Here is a 17,553-nt window from a genome sequence, read left to right on the forward strand (position 1 = left end):
GAGGTTCTCCAATGTGAATTACTTCGAATACAACTCGACGATCAGCGCTTCGTTGATATCCGCAGGCAGGTCCGAACGATCCGGCACGGCCTTGAAGATGCCGGCGAACTTGCCGGAATCAACTTCAACCCACGACGGACGCAGGTCATGCGTGGCAGACACGGTCAGGGCTTCCTGAACGCGCAGCTGCTTGGCAGCCTTCTCGGACAGAGCGACGGCGTCGCCAGCCTTGACCTGGTACGAAGCCAGGTTGACCGACTTGCCGTTCACGGTGACGCCGCGGTGCGAGACCAGCTGACGGGCAGCCGGACGGGTCACAGCGAAGCCCATGCGATAGACGACGTTGTCCAGACGGGTTTCCAACAACTGCAGCAGGTTCTCGCCGGTGTTGCCCTTCTTGGTCGAGGCCTTCTTGTAGTAGTTGCGGAACTGACGCTCCAGCAGACCGTAGATACGCTTGACCTTCTGCTTTTCGCGCAGCTGGGTAGCGTAGTCGGACAGCTTGCCCTTACGGGCAGTGGCGCCGTGCTGGCCGGGCTTCTGCTCCAGCTTGCACTTGGAGTCCAGCGCACGGGCCGGGCTCTTGAGGGAAAGGTCGGCGCCTTCGCGGCGGGCGAGCTTACAGGTAGGACCGATATAACGAGCCATTTCTTATCGCTCCTTTAGACGCGACGCTTCTTCGGCGGACGGCACCCGTTGTGCGGGATTGGCGTCACGTCGATGATGTTGGTGATCTTGTAGCCCACGTTGTTCAGCGAGCGCACGGCCGACTCACGACCCGGACCCGGGCCCTTGATGCGGACTTCCAGGGACTTGACGCCGTAGTCGAGCGCGGCACGGCCGGCCTTCTCGGCAGCCACCTGGGCAGCGAACGGGGTGGACTTACGCGAACCGCGGAAGCCAGCGCCACCGGAGGTCGCCCACGACAGAGCGTTGCCCTGACGGTCGGTGATGGTCACGATGGTGTTGTTGAAAGAAGCATGGACGTGGGCGACGCCGTCAGTGACGACGCGCTTGATCTTCTTCTTGGTCTTAGCGACGGGCTTAGCCATTTCTTAGGTCCCTTACTTCCTGATCGCCTTGCGCGGGCCCTTGCGGGTGCGGGCGTTGGTACGGGTGCGCTGGCCACGAAGCGGCAGACCGCGACGGTGACGCAGACCGCGGTAGCAGCCCAGGTCCATCAGGCGCTTGATCGCGATACCGATTTCACGGCGCAGATCGCCTTCCACGATGTACTTGCCGACTTCGAGACGCAGACGCTCGATTTCCGGCTCCGACAGATCGCGGATCTTGGTGGTCGAGGTCACGCCTGCGGCGTCGCAGACCTTCTTCGAACGGGTACGGCCGATGCCGTAAATGCTTTGCAACCCGACCCAGACGTGCTTCTGGGCTGGCAGGTTGACGCCTGCAATACGCGCCATGACGCGGTTCTCCAGCTGAGTGATGGCCGACAGCGCACCATGGGCGCGCCAATCCGGCAGGATGGATCAAAAAAGTGAACTAGCGATTCTATCAAGGTCTCGGTTTACTGGGAAGCCCGTGGAACCTTGAGGTTCCATGGACCCGGCGTGGGGAGTGTGCCCATGCTCCGGCGCCGGATGTCGTTGACTGCAGAGGTTGCCCTCGCCGCCGCCCGCGCTACTCCCGCGCGGGACCACCACATCACACCCCCACCCGAAACCGCTGCAGGGGCCGCCCTTCGATTTGGAAGGCCAGTCCGGGAACCGGAGGGCCTTCACAACAAGAAGACTAGTGTAACAGGTCAATCAGCCGCGGGCAAAACCGCCGCGGTTGCCGCCCTTCAGGTTGGCCTTCTTCAACAGGCTCTCATACTGGTGCGACATCAGGTGCGCCTGGATCTGGGCGATGAAGTCCATCACCACCACCACGACGATCAGCAGCGAGGTGCCGCCGAAGTAGAACGAGGCGCCCAGCTGGGTGCGCAGGATTTCCGGCAGCAGGCAGACGATCACCAGGTACAGCGAACCGGCAGCCGTCAGGCGGGTCAGCACGGCATCCACGTAGTCGGCGGTGGCCTTGCCCGGACGGATGCCCGGAATCAGCGCGCCCGACTTCTTCAGGTTGTCGGCGGTTTCCTGCGAGTTGAACACCAGCGCGGTGTAGAAGAACGCAAAGCCACTGATCAGCGCAGCGAACACGATCATGTGCAGCGGCTCGCCCGGGCCGAGGGCGTTGGCGACCTTCTGCAGCCACGTGGCCGAGCTGGCCTGGCCGGACCACATCGCCAGCGTCGTCGGGAACGCCAGGATGCTCGAGGCGAAGATGGCCGGGATCACGCCCGCCATGTTCAGCTTCAGCGGCAGGAACGAGGTCTGGTTCATGTACGCGTTGCGGCCACCCTGGCGACGTGCGTAGTTCACCGTGATGCGGCGTTGGCCCCGCTCGACGAACACCACGAAGTAGGTGAAGGCCAGCACCACCAGCACGATCAGCAGCAGGGCGATGAAGCTCATGTTGCCGTCGCGGTAGGCTTCCACGGTGTGGATGACCGCGCCCGGCAGGCCGGCCACGATGCCGGCGAAGATGATCAGCGAGACACCGTTGCCGATGCCGCGCTCGGTGACCTGCTCACCGACCCACATCAGGAAGATGGTACCGGCGGTCAGCGCGACGATGGCGGTGAGCACGAAGCCCATGCCCGGTGCGTAGACGACCGGGGCACCGCCCGGGGAGACCTGGTTCTGCAGCGCCAGCGCGATGCTGCCGCCCTGCACCACCGCCAGCAACACGGCGCCGATGCGGGAATATTGGGTGATCTTGCGACGACCCGATTCACCTTCCTTCTGCATCGATTTCAATGCCGGGAAGATGTGGACCGCCAGCTGCATCACGATGGATGCCGAGATGTACGGCATCACGTTCAGCGCGAAAATGCTGAAACGGTGCAGGGCGCCGCCCGAGAACATGTTGAACATGTCCACGATGCCGCCGCCCTGCGCCTGCATGAGCGCAAGCATGGCATCGGGATTGACGCCAGGCACCGGCACATAACAGCCGATGCGGTAGACGATCAATGCCCCGATGACGAACAGCAGGCGCTGGCGGAGTTCCGTGAACTTGCCGAGCCCGCCGCCGAGGTTACCAATGCCAGCTTGCGCCATGTCTTACTCCTGTACGCTGCCGCCGGCAGCTTCGATCGCGGCCTTGGCACTGGCCGTTGCAGCGACGCCCTTCAGGGTGAAGGCCTTGGTCAGGTCACCCTTCATGACGATCTTGGCACGCTTGGCGGTGCTCGGGACCAGCTTGGCAGCGCGCAGCGCGGCAAAGTCGATCTCGCCGGCTTCCAGGCGTTCCAGCTGGTAGGACAGCACTTCAGCGGTGTCCTTGGCGATCTTGGAACGGAAACCGACCTTCGGCAGACGACGCTGCATGGGGGTCTGGCCGCCTTCGAAGCCTGCCTTGATCTTGCCGCCACCCTTACGGGCGAACGAACCCTTGTGGCCGCGGCCGCAGGTCTTGCCCAGGCCGGAGCCGATACCACGACCGACGCGGGTGCGCTCTTTACGAGCGCCCGGTGCCGGGCTCAATTCATTCAGATGCATGGTCATTGGATTATTCCTCAACCTTGACGAGGTAGTGGACCTTGTTGATCAGGCCGCGAACCTGCGGGCTGTCCTTCAGTTCACGCACATCGTTGAGCTTGTTCAGGCCCAGGGCACGCACCGACAGGCGGTGACGCGACTGGGTGCCACGCAGGCCAGCCACCAGGCGGACCTTGACGGTCTTGACGGTTTCATTAGCCATGGTTGAGATCCTCCACCTTCTTGCCGCGCTTGGCCGCGATGCGGACCGGCGACTGCATTTCGGTCAGACCCTTCAGCGTGGCGCGAACCAGGTTGATCGGGTTACGCGAACCGACGGCCTTGGCCAGCACGTTCTTGACGCCAACGGCTTCCAGGACGGCGCGCATGGCACCACCGGCAATCACACCGGTACCTTCGGAGGCCGGCATCATGAACACGCGGGCTGCGCCGTGGCCGGACTTCACCGGGTGCCACAGGGTGCCGTTGTTCAGATCGACGGTGGCCAGGTTCTTGCGAGCCTGTTCCATCGACTTCTGGATCGCGACCGGCACTTCACGCGCCTTGCCGTAACCGAAGCCGACCTTGCCTGCGCCGTCACCGACCACGGTCAGTGCGGTGAAGGTGAACTGGCGGCCGCCCTTGACGGTCTTACTGACGCGGTTGACCGCGACCAGCTTTTCGATCATGCCGTCGTCGACTTTCTCTTCGCGGCGATCGCGATCGCGACCCCGCTGCTGACGTTCTTCTGCCATGTTGATTCCTTGATTGATTGAGTATGTACGGCTCAGGGCCGCTTATAGCTGTGAGATGGAGCGGTGATTCGAGCGCCCCTGCAGAAGAAGGACGTCGCCCGGCGCAACCCGCGCCGGCAGGCAGGCGGAAGCGGGGACCAGCCCCGCTTCCTTATCCCTTAGAACTGCAGGCCGCCTTCGCGGGCTGCATCAGCCAGTGCCTTGATGCGGCCGTGGTAGCGGTAGCCCGAGCGGTCGAAAGCGACCTTCTCGATGCCCGCAGCCTTGGCGCGCTCGGCGACCAGCTTGCCAACCTTGGCGGCGGCGTCGCTGTTCTTGCCGTTCTTCAGGCCTTCCTTGACGTCGGCCTGGGTGGTGTTGGCAGCTGCCAGCACCTTGGAGCCGTCGGCGGTGAAGACCTGGGCGTACAGGTGCTGACCGGTGCGCAGCACCGACAGACGCGGCACGCCGAGCACACGGATGTGGGCACGGGTCGACTTGGCACGACGCAGACGAGCGATGTTCTTGTTCATGATCTTTTTCCTTGAAAGCTGAGGGCGTGAGTTACGCCTTCTTGGCTTCCTTACGAATGATGACTTCGCCGGCGTACTTCACACCCTTGCCCTTGTAGGGCTCCGGCGGACGGAAGCCACGGATCTTGGCGGCAACTTCGCCAACGCGCTGCTTGTCGGTGCCCTGGACCAGCACTTCGGTCTGGGTCGGGGTCGAAATGGTGATGCCTTCCGGCGCCACGAACAGGACCGGATGCGAGAACCCGAGCGACAGGTTCAGGTCCTTGCCCTGCATGGCGGCACGGTAACCGACGCCGACCAGCTCGAGCTTGCGCTCGAAGCCTTCGGTCACGCCGTGGACCATGTTGGCCAGGATGGCGCGCACGGTGCCGGTGAGGGCGACCAGCGAGGCATCGTTGGCGGCCAGGGTGGCAACGCCGTTGTCGACAGTGATTTCAACGCCAGCAACCTTGGCAAGCGACAGGGTGCCCTTCGGGCCCTTCACGCTGACGGATTCCGGCTGGATGTTCAGTTCAACGCCCTTGGGCAGGTTGACTGGCTTCTTGGCTACGCGGGACATAGTTGTTTCCTTCTCGCCTTAGGCCACGAAGCACAGGACTTCGCCGCCGACGCCCAACTGGCGCGCCTGCGCATCAGTCATGATGCCCTTGGAGGTGGAGATGATGGAGATACCCAGGCCGTTGAGGACCTTCGGCAGCTCGGACTTGCCACGGTACTGGCGCAGACCCGAACGCGAGAAGCGCTTCAGGGTCTCGATGACCGGCTTGCCTTCGAAATACTTCAGGACGATTTCAAGCTCGGCCTTGTTGTTCTCGATCTTGGTCACGCGCAGATCGGTGATGTAGCCTTCGGCCTTCAACACCTCTGCGATTGCCACCTTGATCTTGGACGACGGTGCTTTCACCGTCTGCTTGCCAACCGCGGCCGCATTCTTGATGCGTACCAGCAGGTCGGCGATGGGATCAGTCATGCTCATAGTCGATACCTTTGAGTGCACCGATATCCGCTTTCGCGAAAATCTTGTGTCTACCTGGGATGGGCCAGGGCCCTTGTTGCCTGTTCAGCGGACCAACGGCCCGCTCTACGCCAGCCCCCGTGACGGAGCAAGACGCGGGAGTATACGGCAAAAAGAGCCCGACTTGCGTCGGGCTCCCTTAATCCGGGATCAGGGCCGGAAAACCGACCCTCTCCCCTGCCCCGTGCCGTGAAGGCGCGAGGCAGTGGAAGGGACGAATCCCTTACCAGCTGGCCTTGCGCAGGCCAGGCACGTCGCCACGCATGGTGGCTTCACGCAGCTTGTTACGGCCCAGGCCGAACTTGCTGTACACGCCACGCGGGCGGCCCGAGAGCTCGCAACGGTTGCGGTGACGGCTCGGCGACGAGTCGCGCGGCAGCTTCTGCAGCTTGATGACGGCCTCGGCCTTTTCGTCGTACGACGCGGTCGTGCTGGAGATGATCTTCTTCAGCTCTTCACGCTTGCCGGCGTACTTGACGGCCAGCTTCGCACGCTTGAGGTCGCGGTTGACCATGGAGGTCTTTGCCATTTCGGATTCCTCGACGTATCAGTTACGGAACGGGAACTTGAACGCTGCGAGCAGCGCCTTCGCTTCCGCATCGGTCTTGGCGGTGGTGGTGATGGCGATATCCATGCCACGGATCGCGTCGACAGCGTCGAAGTCGATTTCCGGGAAGATGATCTGTTCCTTCACACCCATGTTGAAGTTGCCGCGACCGTCGAAGGAACGACCCGAGACACCACGGAAGTCGCGCACGCGCGGCAACGAGATGTTGATCAGACGGTCCATGAACTCGTACATCTTTTCACGACGCAGCGTGGTCTTGCAGCCGATCGGCCAACCATCGCGGATCTTGAACGATGCCACCGAGACGCGGGACTTGGTCACGATCGGCTTCTGACCGGAGACCTTGGCCATATCGGCGACGGCATTTTCCAGGATCTTCTTGTTCGTGGCTGCTTCGCCGACACCCATGTTCAGGGTGACCTTGACCAGCTTCGGAACCTGCATCGGATTGGTGTAGCCGAACTGCTTCATCAGCGCCGGCACCACTTCTTCCTTGTAAAACTTTTCGAGACGGGAATTCATCAGCTCATTCCTCAGGCGTCGAGCGCCTCACCGCTGGAGCGGAACACACGCAGTTTGCGTCCATCCTCCAGCACCTTGAAGCCAACGCGCTCGCCCTTGCCCGAAGCCGGGTTCAGCACATTCACGTTGGAGATATGGATCGACGCTTCACGCTCGACCACGCCGCCGGCAACGCCTGCCTGCGGGTTCGGCTTGGTGTGGCGCTTGACGATGTTCACGTTGGCGACGATCACACGATCGCCGTCGACGCGGACGACTTCGCCCTGCTTGCCCTTGTCCTTGCCGGTGTTGACGACGACCTGGTCGCCCTTCTTGATACGGTTAGCCATGATTATCTCCTGGCGCTCACAGAACTTCGGGAGCGAGCGAGACGATCTTCATGAACTTCTCGGAACGAAGTTCACGGGTCACCGGTCCGAAGATGCGGGTGCCGATCGGCTCTTGCTTGTTGTTGAGCAGGACCGCGGCGTTGCCGTCGAAACGGATCAGCGAGCCATCGGCGCGACGCACACCCTTGCGGGTACGCACCACGACGGCGTCATACACTTCACCCTTCTTGACTTTGCCGCGCGGGATTGCGTCCTTCACGGTGACCTTGATGATGTCGCCGATGTGGGCATAACGGCGCTTGGAACCACCCAGCACCTTGATGCACATCAGTTCCTTGGCACCGGAGTTGTCCGCGGCGTCGAGGTAGCTCTGCATCTGGATCATGATTCAGATCTCCTTATTCAGCCGCACGCGTGATGACTTCCACCACGCGCCAGTTCTTGGTCTTGGACATCGGAGCAATCTCGGCCACGCGCACGACATCACCTTCGTTGCAGGTGTTGTCGGCGTCGTGTGCGTGCAGCTTGGTCGAACGCTTGATGTACTTGCCGTACAGGGCGTGCTTGACCAGGCGCTCCACCAACACGGTGACCGTCTTGTCCATCTTGTTGCTGACGACACGGCCTTCGACCGTGCGCAGCGTCTTGCTGTCGTTGTTATCGCTCATCGCGGCCATCCTTACTTGGTGCTGCCGAGCAGGGTCTTGACGCGAGCGATCTCGCGACGAACCCGGCGGGTTTCGTGGGTCTTCGGCAGCTGGCCAGTGACCTGCTGCATACGGAGCGAGAACTGCTCCTTACGCAGGTCGATCAGGTGGCTCTTCAGGTCGTCAGCCGACTTTTCGCGAAGTTGTTTGATATCCATCAGAGCACCGTCCGGGTCACGAAAGTGGTGGTCACGGAGAGCTTGGCGGCAGCCAGGCGGAACGCCTCACGTGCCACGTCTTCTGCGACGCCTTCGATTTCATAGATCATGCGGCCGGGCTGGATCTGGGCTACCCAGTACTCCACGTTGCCCTTACCAGAACCCATTCGGACTTCGATGGGCTTCTTGGTGATCGGCTTGTCGGGGAACACTCGGATCCACATCTTGCCGCCGCGCTTGACGTAGCGGCTGATCGAGCGGCGGGCCGCTTCGATCTGACGCGCGGTCAGCTGACCATGAGCGGTTGCCTTCAGGCCGTACTCGCCGAAGCTGACGGCGTTGCCGCTCCAGCTCAGACCATCGTTACGGCCCTTGTGTACCTTGCGGTATTTGGTTCGCTTGGGTTGCAACATTGTCGTTACCTCGCTTCACGAGCCGGGCGCGACGGACGGTCACCGCGGTCGCCGCGATCGTTACGATCGTTGCGCGGGGAGTCGTCCTGCTTTTCCTGGCCAACCTGGGAGAAATCGAAGACTTCGCCCTTGTAGATCCAGACCTTGATGCCGATGATGCCGTAGGTCGTCTTGGCTTCAGCGAAGCCATAGTCGATGTCGGCACGCAGCGTATGCAGCGGCACGCGGCCTTCGCGGTACCACTCCGAACGGGCGATTTCTGCGCCGTTCAAGCGGCCACCGACGTTGACCTTGATGCCCAGGGCACCGAGGCGCATCGCGTTGCCGACCGAGCGCTTCATTGCGCGGCGGAACATGATGCGACGCTCCAGCTGCTGCGCGATCGACTCGGCAACCAGCTGTGCGTCCAGCTCGGGTTTACGCACTTCGGTGACGTTGATGTGCGCCGGGACGCCCATCATTTCGCTCACTTCCTTGCGCAGCTTCTCGATGTCCTCACCGCGCTTGCCGATCACCACGCCCGGACGGGCGGTGTGGATCGTCACGCGAGCGGTCTTTGCCGGACGCTCGATCAGGATCTTGCTGATGCCGGCCTGCGCAAGCTTCTTGCGCAGCATGTCCCGCACCTTCAGGTCGGCTGCCAGATAACCAGCGAACTCGGCCTTGTTGGCGTACCACTTGGAGTTCCAGTCCTTGGAAATGCCGAGGCGGATACCAATCGGATGAACTTTATGACCCATGGTGTTTTCCTTTCCGCTTACTTGCCGGCGCCCACAACCACAGTGATGTGGCTGGTGCGCTTGAGGATGCGGGTGCCGCGGCCTTTCGCCCGCGCCATGAAACGCTTCAGGGTCGGACCTTCATCTACCATGATGGTCTGTACCTTCAGCTCGTCGACGTCGGCGCCCTGGTTGTTCTCGGCGTTTGCAATAGCCGACTCCACCACCTTCTTGATCAGGTGGGCAGCCTTCTTGTCCGAGAACTTCAGCAGGTTGACCGCACGCTCGGCCGGCAGGCCACGCACCTGGTCAGCGACCAGGCGGGCTTTCTGCGCAGAGATGCGCGCGGAGCGCAGGATTGCTTTCGCTTCCATTGTCATCTCTCCTTACTTGCCCGACTTCTTGTCACCACCGTGACCCTTGAAGGTCCGGGTGATGGCAAATTCGCCGAGCTTGTGGCCGACCATGTTCTCGTTGACGAGCACCGGAACGTGGTTCTTACCGTTATGAACGGCGATGGTGACGCCTACCATTTCCGGCAGGATCATCGAACGGCGCGACCAGGTCTTGATCGGCTTCTTGCTACCCGCAGCGGCTTCCACCTTCTTGATGAGGTGGTGATCGACAAACGGGCCCTTCTTGAGTGAACGTGCCATGGTCGATTAGCCCCTACGATCGCGGACGATGAATTGCTGGGTGCGCTTGTTATGGCGCGTCTTGTAACCCTTGGTCGGGACACCCCACGGGGTGACCGGATGCGGGTTGCCCTGGCCGGCCTTCGCCTCACCACCACCGTGCGGATGGTCAACCGGGTTCATGGCAGCACCACGAACGGTCGGGCGGACACCACGCCAGCGCTTGGCGCCAGCCTTGCCCAGCTTTTCCAGGTTGTGTTCGTCGTTACCGACTTCACCGATGGTGGCGCGGCACTCGACCGGCACCTTGCGCATTTCACCCGAGCGCAGGCGCAGGGTGGCGTAGATGCCTTCACGAGCGACGAGCTGCACGGCAGCGCCGGCGGCACGCGCGATCTGTGCACCCTTGCCCGGCTTCAGTTCGATGCCGTGGACAGTGGTACCGACCGGGATGTTGCGCAGCGGCAGGGTGTTGCCGGTCTTGATCGGCGCATCCGAACCCGCGATCACCTGGTCACCGGCCTTCAGGCCCTTCGGTGCGATGATGTAGCGGCGCTCGCCGTCGACGTAGCACAGCAGGGCGATATGGGCGGTGCGGTTCGGATCGTATTCGATGCGTTCCACGCGCGCCGGAATACCTTCCTTGTTGCGCTTGAAGTCGATGACACGGTAGTGCTGCTTGTGACCACCACCCACGTGACGGGTGGTGATGCGGCCGTGGTGGTTACGACCACCAGACTTGCTCTGCGGCTCCAGCAGCGCGGCATGCGGCGCGCCCTTGTGCAGATCGGGCGTGACCACGCGCACGGCCGAACGACGGCCGGGAGAAGTGGGTTTGAATTTCATCAATGGCATGGGATGTACCTCAGGCCTTGGCCGTTACATCGATGGACTGGCCATCGGCGAGACGCACGTACGCCTTGCGCCAATCGCCGCGGCGGCCGGTGCGGTTACGGAAGGACTTGTTCTTGCCCTTCACGTTCAGCACGTTGACCGACTCGACCTTGACGTCGAACAGCTGCTCGACCGCGGCCTTTACATCGGCCTTGGTGGCTTCGTTCGAAACTTCGAAGACATACTGGTTGGAATGTTCCTGCAGGCGCGCGGTCTTTTCGGAGACTCGCGGAGCGCGCAGCACGCTGAAGACTTTTTCGTTGCTGCTCATGCCAGCCACTCCTCGACCTTCTTGACCGCATCAGCGGTGATGACGACCGTGTCGGCACCGACCAGCGACACCGGGTCCAGGCCCTGCACGTCACGCACTTCCACGTAGGGAATGTTGCGGGCCGACAGGTACAGGTGCTCGGAAGCATCTTCGGTGACGATCAGCGGACGCTTGCCCACTTCCAGGCCGGCCAGCTTGGCGATCAACGACTTGGTGTTGGTCGCTTCGACATCGAAGGACTCCACGATCGTCAGACGGCCCTGGCGGTTCAGCTCGGACAGGATCGCGCACATGGCGGCACGGTACTGCTTACGGTTGACCTTCTGCTCGAAGCTGCGCGGCTTGGCCGCGAAGGTGACACCGCCGCCGATGAAGATCGGAGCCGTCAGTGCGCCATGACGCGCGCCGCCGCCCTTCTGCTTCTTCGACTTCTTGGTGGTACCAGCCACTTCAGAGCGAGTCTTCTGTGCCTTGGTGCCGGCGCGACCGGCGTTGCGGTAAGCAACGACGACCTGGTGAACCAGATCTTCGCTGAAATCGCGACCGAACACGGCATCGGAGACCGAGACCTTGTTGTTGCTACCCGTGATAACGAGTTCCATCGTCATCTCTCCTTATGCCTTGCTAGCCGGACGAACGATCACGTCACCACCCGCTGCGCCCGGAACGGCACCACGGATCGCGATCAGACCACGCTCGACATCGACCTTCACCACTTCCAGGTTCTGGGTGCTCTGCTGCACCGAACCCATGTGGCCGGACATCTTCTTACCCGGGAAAACGCGACCCGGGGTCTGGCGCTGGCCCAAGGAACCCGGCGCGCGATGCGACAGCGAGTTACCGTGGGTTGCATCGCCCATACGGAAGTTGTAGCGCTTGATGGTGCCCTGGAAGCCCTTACCCTTGGTGACACCCTGGACGTCGACCTTCTGGCCAACTTCAAAGATGTCCGCCTTGACTTCGCCGCCGACGGCGAAATCGCCGAGCTGCGCGTCTTCAACGCGGAATTCCCACAGGCCACGGCCCGCGTCGACCTTCGCCTTGGCGAAGTGACCGGCTTCCGGCTTGTTGACCAGGGCAGCGCGACGCGCGCCGACGGTCACCTGCACGGCGCTGTAGCCGTCAGCTTCGACGGTCTTGATCTGCGCGATGCGGTTCGGGGTGGCTTCAATCAGGGTTACCGGGATGGCCTGGCCATCTTCGGTGAACACGCGGCTCATGCCAGCCTTGCGGCCCACGAAGCCCAACGAATATTTCTTCGTCATGGTCGTAGTCCTCAGGTCAGCTTGATCTGAACGTCGACGCCGGCAGCCAGTTCGAGCTTCATCAGCGCGTCCACGGTCTTGTCGTTCGGGTCAACGATATCGAGCACGCGCTTGTGCGTGCGGGTCTCGTACTGGTCACGCGCGTCTTTGTCGACGTGCGGGGAGACGAGAATGGTGTAACGCTCGATCTTGGTCGGCAGGGGGATCGGGCCACGCACTTGCGCGCCGGTCCGCTTTGCCGTTTCTACGATCTCGCTGGCCGAACGGTCGATCAAACGATGATCGAACGCCTTCAGCCGAATCCGGATCTTTTGGTCCGCCATGACGGTGGGTTCCTTCGTTAAAAGAGCGACGGACAAGGCCTCTGGGTTGCCTTGTCCCATGAATATCCTGAATGCAGACGCCGCACATTCCTGCGCGGCGACAAGATCTTTCCGTAGACCTCAAAAATCGAGGCAGACCGGTTTCCCGATCTGCCCAGACAAAAAGTATAGCGCGCATACAAGTTGGCAGTCAACAGGGTCACTGTTGACAAAGCCTGAATGGCGCGACCCTTCCTGGTCTGGGGAACACGAGGAGCATCCTGCGCCTCTTTTCCCATTTAATTACGCCCCGATGCCCTACCCAGGCAACATCGGGGCGCAGATTCTAGCAGATTACTCGAGGATCTTGGAGACCACGCCGGCGCCGACGGTACGACCGCCTTCACGGATGGCGAAGCGCAGACCTTCGTCCATTGCCACCGGGTTGATCAGGGTGACAACCATCTTCACGTTGTCGCCCGGCATCACCATTTCCACACCTTCCGGCAGTTCGCAAGCGCCGGTGATGTCGGTGGTACGGAAGTAGAACTGCGGACGGTAGCCCTTGAAGAACGGGGTGTGGCGGCCGCCTTCATCCTTGGACAGGACGTAGACTTCGGCGTCGAACTTGGTGTGCGGCTTGATCGAACCCGGCTTGGCCAGGACCTGGCCACGCTCGACGTCGTCACGCTTGGTGCCGCGCAGCAGCAGACCGGCGTTGTCACCTGCCTGACCCTGATCCAGCAGCTTGCGGAACATTTCCACGCCGGTCACGGTGGTCTTCTGGACCGGACGGATACCGACGATTTCGATTTCTTCGCCGACCTTGATCACGCCGCGCTCGATACGACCGGTCACCACGGTGCCGCGGCCCGAGATCGAGAACACGTCTTCCACCGGCATCAGGAAGGGCTTGTCGACGTCACGCTCCGGGGTCGGGATCCAGCTGTCGAGAGCTTCGACCAGCTTGATCACGGCCGGCACGCCGATCTCGCTCTGGTCGCCTTCCAGCGCCAGGCGGGCCGAACCCGAGATGATCGGGGTGTCGTCGCCCGGGAAGTCGTACTTGCTCAGCAGCTCGCGGACTTCCATTTCAACCAGTTCCAGCAGCTCGGCGTCATCGACCATGTCTGCCTTGTTCAGGAAGACGACGATGTACGGCACGCCGACCTGACGCGACAGCAGGATGTGCTCGCGGGTCTGCGGCATCGGGCCGTCAGCAGCGGAGCAGACCAGGATCGCGCCGTCCATCTGGGCAGCACCGGTGATCATGTTCTTGACGTAGTCAGCATGGCCCGGGCAATCGACGTGGGCGTAGTGACGAACGGTGGATTCGTATTCGACGTGCGCGGTCGAGATCGTGATGCCACGTGCCTTTTCTTCCGGCGCGGCGTCGATCGCGGAGTAATCCTTGAATTCGCCACCGAAGCGCTCGGCACCGATCTTGGTCAGTGCAGCGGTCAGCGTGGTCTTGCCGTGATCGACGTGACCGATGGTGCCGACGTTGACGTGCGGCTTGGTGCGCTCGAACTTACCCTTTGCCATTGTTGTATACCTTGGATATCAGAAAAGAATGAGGTGGAGTCCTGAGCTTATGCTCAGGACTTCTTGACCACGGCTTCGGCGATGTTCGACGGAGCCGGCTCGTAATGGTCGAATTCCATCGTGAACGTTGCACGACCCTGGGTCTGCGAACGCAGCGAGGTCGCGTAGCCGAACATTTCACCCAGCGGAATCATCGCATTGATGATTTCAGCCGAACCGTCACCGGTCACGCTCGAACCCTGCAGCATGCCGCGACGACGGCTCACGTCGCCCATCACGTCACCCTGGTAATCGCTCGGGGTCACGATCTCGACCTTCATGATCGGCTCCAGCAGGACCGGCTTGGCCTTGGAGAAGCCCTGCTTGAAGGCCATCGAGGCGGCCAGCTTGAACGCCATTTCCGAGGAGTCGACGTCGTGGTACGAGCCGAACACCAGCTTGACCTTGACGTCCACGACCGGGAAGCCCGCCAGCGGACCGCTGGTGATGGTTTCGCGCAGACCCTTTTCGATCGACGGAATGAATTCCTTCGGAATCACGCCACCGGTGATGTCGTTGATGAACAGGAAGTCGTCCTTGATCAGCGGCCCGATCTTCGGGTCGGCACGATCTTCGGCGGTGATCGGCGACAGCTCGATCACGACGTGACCGTACTGACCCTTACCACCGGACTGCTTGGCGTGCTTGTAGTCCGACTTGACGTCCGCGGCCTGGATGGTTTCGCGGTAGGCCACCTGCGGCTTGCCGACGTTGGCTTCAACGTTGAACTCGCGCTTCATGCGGTCCACGATGATGTCCAGGTGCAGCTCGCCCATGCCCGAGATGATGGTCTGGCCGGATTCTTCGTCGGTCTTGACGCGGAACGACGGATCTTCCTGCGCCAGACGGCCCAGGGCCAAACCCATCTTTTCCTGGTCGGACTTGGTCTTCGGTTCGACGGCCATCGAGATCACCGGCTCCGGGAACACCATGCGCTCCAGGATGATCGGGTGGTCCTGCGAGCACAGGGTGTCGCCGGTGGTGGTGTCCTTCAGACCCACCGCCGCGGCGATGTCACCGGCCAGCACTTCCTTGATTTCTTCGCGATCGTTGGAGTGCATCTGCAGGATGCGGCCGATGCGCTCCTTCTTGCCCTTCACCGAGTTCAGCAGCTGGTCGCCGGCGTTCAGCGTGCCCGAGTAGACACGGAAGAAGGTCAGCGCGCCGACGAACGGGTCGGTGATGATCTTGAAGGCCAGGGCCGAGAACGGCGCCTTGTCATCGGACTTGCGGCTCAGCGCAACGGTTTCATCGTCGACGTCGGTACCGGTCACGTCCGGCACGTCGATCGGCGACGGCAGCAGCTGCACCACGCCGTCCAGCATGGCCTGCACGCCCTTGTTCTTGAACGCCGAGCCGCAGTACATCGGCACGATGTCGGTGGCCAGGGTGCGCACGCGCAGGGCTTCGACGATTTCGGCCTCGGTCAGCTCTTCGCCGCCCAGGTACTTTTCCATCAGCTCTTCGCTGGCTTCAGCCGCAGCTTCGATCATGTAGGTGCGGGCCTCTTCGGCCTCCGCCTGCATGTCCGCCGGGATCTCCAGGTACTCGAACTTCATGCCCTGCGAGGCTTCATCCCAATGGATGGCCTTCATCTTGATGAGGTCGACCACGCCCTTGAAGTTGTCTTCCGCGCCGATCGGCAGCTGCATCGGGACGGCGACAGCACCCAGCTTGGCCTTCAGCTGGCCAACGACCTTGGTGAAGTTCGCGCCGGTGCGGTCCATCTTGTTGACGAACGCGATGCGCGGCACCTTGTAACGGTTGGCCTGGCGCCACACGGTTTCCGACTGCGGCTGCACGCCACCGACGGCGCACAGCACGAAGACGGCACCGTCGAGCACGCGCAGCGAGCGCTCCACTTCGATGGTGAAGTCGACGTGCCCGGGGGTGTCGATGATGTTGAAGCGGTGCTCCGGCAGGGACTTGTCCATGCCCTTCCAGAACGCGGTGGTGGCAGCGGACTGGATCGTGATGCCACGCTCCTGCTCCTGCTCCATCCAGTCCATGGTGGCAGCGCCGTCGTGCACTTCACCGATCTTGTGGCTCTTGCCGGTGTAGAACAGGATGCGCTCGGACGTGGTGGTCTTGCCGGCATCGATGTGGGCCATGATGCCGAAATTGCGGTAACGCTCGATGGGAGTGGTGCGGGCCACGGGAGCCTCTCAATTTCTTGGAATTCGGATGGCCGAACGCCGCCTTTCGGCGGCCTTCGGATTGGCGCGGCACCCCAGGTGCCGCGGGGCAGCACCTAGATGGTGCTGCCGTGCCTGTTTTGCAAGGCCGTCAAACTCACCAGCGGTAGTGCGCGAAGGCCTTGTTGGCTTCGGCCATGCGGTGGGTTTCTTCGCGCTTCTTGATGGCGCCACCACGATTTTCCGAGGCGTCCAGCAGTTCGGCAGCCAGCTTCTTCGGCATGGTGTTCTCACCACGCTTGCGCGCCGAGTCGATCAGCCAACGCATCGCCAGCGCCATCTTGCGCGAGGAACGCACTTCGACCGGCACCTGGTAGGTGGCACCACCGACGCGGCGGGACTTGACTTCGACCGACGGAGCCACGTTTTCCAGAGCCTTCTGAACCAGCTCGACGGAATTCGGGTTCTTTTCGCCGATCACGTCCATGGCACCGTAGACGATCTTTTCAGCGACCGACTTCTTGCCGCTCAGCATCACCATGTTGATGAAACGAGCGATGGTTTCACTTCCGTGCTTCGGATCCGGCAGGACAGAGCGCTGCGGCGTATTACCTTTACGAGACATGTGTACTTTCCCTTAGCTCTTCGGACGCTTGGCGCCGTACTTGGAACGGCCCTGGCGACGCTTGGCAACGCCGGAGGCGTCCAGCGAGCCACGCACGGTGTGGTAACGCACACCCGGCAGATCCTTGACGCGACCGCCACGGATCAGGACCACGGAGTGCTCCTGCAGGTTGTGGCCTTCGCCGCCGATGTAGCTAATCACTTCTTCCTGGTTGGTCAGGCGAACCTTGGCAACCTTGCGAAGCGCCGAGTTCGGCTTCTTCGGAGTGGTGGTGTACACGCGCGTGCAGACGCCACGGCGCTGGGGGCACTTATCGAGGGCCGGGGAGGCACTCTTATAAGTGGTTGCCTGCCGCGGCTTGCGGACAAGCTGATTGATCGTCGCCATCAGTATGTTCTTCTGAGAGAGGCCAATGAAAAGACTGGCCATGAATGCGGAAATGTGCGAGCAGGCGAAAGACCGGCCTGCTGAGACAGACGATTGTAGCAACCCGGCGAAAACGCAGTCAAATGCGCACGCGCCAAGCCAGCCCTGATCCCGGGCCGTTACAGGGGAGCCTTTTCCATGCCCCCCGTTCAGGTTGTCAAGCCGGTCCGTTGAAA

At 61.9% G+C, this 17,553-nt stretch carries 29 protein-coding genes; all 29 read right to left on the reverse strand.

Annotation, left to right across the window (positions count from 1 at the left end; translation table 11 throughout):
- Positions 1-18: 18 nt before the first annotated feature.
- The 29 genes from rpsD to rpsL all read right to left on the reverse strand — a co-directional run bounded on the left by rpsD (position 19) and on the right by rpsL (position 17,338).
- Complete coding sequence (rpsD, locus tag PV764_RS09580) at positions 19-648, reverse strand: 30S ribosomal protein S4 (RefSeq protein ID WP_019186164.1); 630 nt, start codon at positions 646-648, stop codon at positions 19-21.
- A 14-nt stretch (positions 649-662) separates the two neighbouring features.
- Positions 663-1,052, reverse strand: a complete 390-nt coding sequence (gene rpsK, locus PV764_RS09585) for a 30S ribosomal protein S11 (RefSeq protein ID WP_017355427.1) — start codon at positions 1,050-1,052, stop codon at positions 663-665.
- 12 nt (positions 1,053-1,064) lie between these two features.
- Positions 1,065-1,421 carry a 30S ribosomal protein S13 gene (rpsM, locus tag PV764_RS09590; protein ID WP_019186163.1) on the reverse strand — a complete coding sequence of 119 codons (357 nt, stop codon included), beginning with the start codon at positions 1,419-1,421 and terminating at the stop codon, positions 1,065-1,067.
- 345 nt (positions 1,422-1,766) lie between these two features.
- Positions 1,767-3,122: a preprotein translocase subunit SecY gene (gene secY / locus PV764_RS09595; protein ID WP_019186162.1), complete on the reverse strand. Its 1,356-nt coding sequence runs from the start codon at positions 3,120-3,122 to the stop codon at positions 1,767-1,769.
- Between the two features lie 3 nt (positions 3,123-3,125).
- A complete protein-coding gene (gene rplO / locus PV764_RS09600; protein ID WP_019186161.1) occupies positions 3,126-3,569 on the reverse strand; it encodes a 50S ribosomal protein L15 in 444 nt (147 codons plus the stop codon).
- Positions 3,570-3,573: 4 nt separating this feature from the next.
- The gene (gene rpmD / locus PV764_RS09605; RefSeq protein ID WP_019186160.1) at positions 3,574-3,765 is read right to left on the reverse strand and encodes a 50S ribosomal protein L30; all 192 of its coding nucleotides are present in this window, start codon (positions 3,763-3,765) and stop codon (positions 3,574-3,576) included.
- The gene (rpsE, locus tag PV764_RS09610) at positions 3,758-4,297 is read right to left on the reverse strand and encodes a 30S ribosomal protein S5 (protein ID WP_019186159.1); all 540 of its coding nucleotides are present in this window, start codon (positions 4,295-4,297) and stop codon (positions 3,758-3,760) included. Before rpsE ends, rpmD begins: the two co-directional genes overlap by 8 nt.
- Before the next feature lie 158 nt (positions 4,298-4,455).
- Entirely contained in the window at positions 4,456-4,809 is a 354-nt protein-coding gene (rplR, locus tag PV764_RS09615) for a 50S ribosomal protein L18 (protein ID WP_019186158.1), read from the reverse strand.
- A 31-nt stretch (positions 4,810-4,840) separates the two neighbouring features.
- Positions 4,841-5,368, reverse strand: coding sequence for a 50S ribosomal protein L6 (gene rplF / locus PV764_RS09620; protein ID WP_019186157.1), 528 nt, complete (start codon positions 5,366-5,368; stop codon positions 4,841-4,843).
- Positions 5,369-5,386: 18 nt separating this feature from the next.
- Positions 5,387-5,785 (reverse strand): 30S ribosomal protein S8, encoded by a 399-nt coding sequence (rpsH, locus tag PV764_RS09625; RefSeq protein WP_019186156.1) that lies wholly within the window; start codon positions 5,783-5,785, stop codon positions 5,387-5,389.
- Positions 5,786-6,047: 262 nt separating this feature from the next.
- Positions 6,048-6,353 carry a 30S ribosomal protein S14 gene (rpsN, locus tag PV764_RS09630; protein WP_019186155.1) on the reverse strand — a complete coding sequence of 102 codons (306 nt, stop codon included), beginning with the start codon at positions 6,351-6,353 and terminating at the stop codon, positions 6,048-6,050.
- 18 nt (positions 6,354-6,371) lie between these two features.
- Positions 6,372-6,914, reverse strand: coding sequence for a 50S ribosomal protein L5 (gene rplE / locus PV764_RS09635; RefSeq protein WP_019186154.1), 543 nt, complete (start codon positions 6,912-6,914; stop codon positions 6,372-6,374).
- Positions 6,915-6,925: 11 nt separating this feature from the next.
- Positions 6,926-7,243, reverse strand: coding sequence for a 50S ribosomal protein L24 (gene rplX / locus PV764_RS09640; RefSeq protein ID WP_017355416.1), 318 nt, complete (start codon positions 7,241-7,243; stop codon positions 6,926-6,928).
- Positions 7,244-7,259: 16 nt separating this feature from the next.
- Positions 7,260-7,628, reverse strand: a complete 369-nt coding sequence (gene rplN, locus PV764_RS09645; RefSeq protein WP_019186153.1) for a 50S ribosomal protein L14 — start codon at positions 7,626-7,628, stop codon at positions 7,260-7,262.
- Between the two features lie 13 nt (positions 7,629-7,641).
- Complete coding sequence (gene rpsQ / locus PV764_RS09650; RefSeq protein WP_019186152.1) at positions 7,642-7,911, reverse strand: 30S ribosomal protein S17; 270 nt, start codon at positions 7,909-7,911, stop codon at positions 7,642-7,644.
- An 11-nt stretch (positions 7,912-7,922) separates the two neighbouring features.
- Positions 7,923-8,108, reverse strand: a complete 186-nt coding sequence (rpmC, locus tag PV764_RS09655) for a 50S ribosomal protein L29 (protein ID WP_019186151.1) — start codon at positions 8,106-8,108, stop codon at positions 7,923-7,925.
- Complete coding sequence (gene rplP, locus PV764_RS09660) at positions 8,108-8,521, reverse strand: 50S ribosomal protein L16 (RefSeq protein WP_019186150.1); 414 nt, start codon at positions 8,519-8,521, stop codon at positions 8,108-8,110. The genes rpmC and rplP overlap by 1 nt, the downstream gene beginning before the upstream one ends.
- A gap of 5 nt (positions 8,522-8,526) precedes the next feature.
- On the reverse strand, positions 8,527-9,261 hold the full coding sequence (gene rpsC / locus PV764_RS09665; protein ID WP_019186149.1) for a 30S ribosomal protein S3: 735 nt from the start codon (positions 9,259-9,261) through the stop codon (positions 8,527-8,529).
- Between the two features lie 17 nt (positions 9,262-9,278).
- Positions 9,279-9,614, reverse strand: a complete 336-nt coding sequence (gene rplV, locus PV764_RS09670; RefSeq protein WP_017355410.1) for a 50S ribosomal protein L22 — start codon at positions 9,612-9,614, stop codon at positions 9,279-9,281.
- A 12-nt stretch (positions 9,615-9,626) separates the two neighbouring features.
- Positions 9,627-9,896, reverse strand: a complete 270-nt coding sequence (rpsS, locus tag PV764_RS09675) for a 30S ribosomal protein S19 (protein ID WP_019186148.1) — start codon at positions 9,894-9,896, stop codon at positions 9,627-9,629.
- A 6-nt stretch (positions 9,897-9,902) separates the two neighbouring features.
- Positions 9,903-10,730, reverse strand: coding sequence for a 50S ribosomal protein L2 (rplB, locus tag PV764_RS09680; protein ID WP_017355408.1), 828 nt, complete (start codon positions 10,728-10,730; stop codon positions 9,903-9,905).
- Positions 10,731-10,740: 10 nt separating this feature from the next.
- A complete protein-coding gene (gene rplW / locus PV764_RS09685) occupies positions 10,741-11,040 on the reverse strand; it encodes a 50S ribosomal protein L23 (RefSeq protein WP_019186147.1) in 300 nt (99 codons plus the stop codon).
- Positions 11,037-11,642, reverse strand: coding sequence for a 50S ribosomal protein L4 (gene rplD / locus PV764_RS09690; protein WP_019186146.1), 606 nt, complete (start codon positions 11,640-11,642; stop codon positions 11,037-11,039). The genes rplW and rplD overlap by 4 nt, the downstream gene beginning before the upstream one ends.
- A gap of 12 nt (positions 11,643-11,654) precedes the next feature.
- Entirely contained in the window at positions 11,655-12,305 is a 651-nt protein-coding gene (gene rplC / locus PV764_RS09695; protein WP_019186145.1) for a 50S ribosomal protein L3, read from the reverse strand.
- Positions 12,306-12,316: 11 nt separating this feature from the next.
- Positions 12,317-12,628, reverse strand: a complete 312-nt coding sequence (rpsJ, locus tag PV764_RS09700; RefSeq protein WP_010341589.1) for a 30S ribosomal protein S10 — start codon at positions 12,626-12,628, stop codon at positions 12,317-12,319.
- Positions 12,629-12,961: 333 nt separating this feature from the next.
- Positions 12,962-14,152 carry an elongation factor Tu gene (tuf, locus tag PV764_RS09705; RefSeq protein WP_019186113.1) on the reverse strand — a complete coding sequence of 397 codons (1,191 nt, stop codon included), beginning with the start codon at positions 14,150-14,152 and terminating at the stop codon, positions 12,962-12,964.
- Between the two features lie 53 nt (positions 14,153-14,205).
- Positions 14,206-16,347, reverse strand: a complete 2,142-nt coding sequence (fusA, locus tag PV764_RS09710; RefSeq protein WP_019186123.1) for an elongation factor G — start codon at positions 16,345-16,347, stop codon at positions 14,206-14,208.
- 136 nt (positions 16,348-16,483) lie between these two features.
- Positions 16,484-16,951: a 30S ribosomal protein S7 gene (gene rpsG, locus PV764_RS09715; RefSeq protein WP_019186122.1), complete on the reverse strand. Its 468-nt coding sequence runs from the start codon at positions 16,949-16,951 to the stop codon at positions 16,484-16,486.
- Positions 16,952-16,963: 12 nt separating this feature from the next.
- Positions 16,964-17,338 (reverse strand): 30S ribosomal protein S12, encoded by a 375-nt coding sequence (gene rpsL / locus PV764_RS09720; RefSeq protein WP_017356008.1) that lies wholly within the window; start codon positions 17,336-17,338, stop codon positions 16,964-16,966.
- Positions 17,339-17,553: the final 215 nt, after the last annotated feature.

Source organism: Stenotrophomonas sp. AS1 (genome assembly GCF_048957655.1).
Lineage (GTDB): Bacteria > Pseudomonadota > Gammaproteobacteria > Xanthomonadales > Xanthomonadaceae > Stenotrophomonas > Stenotrophomonas bentonitica_A.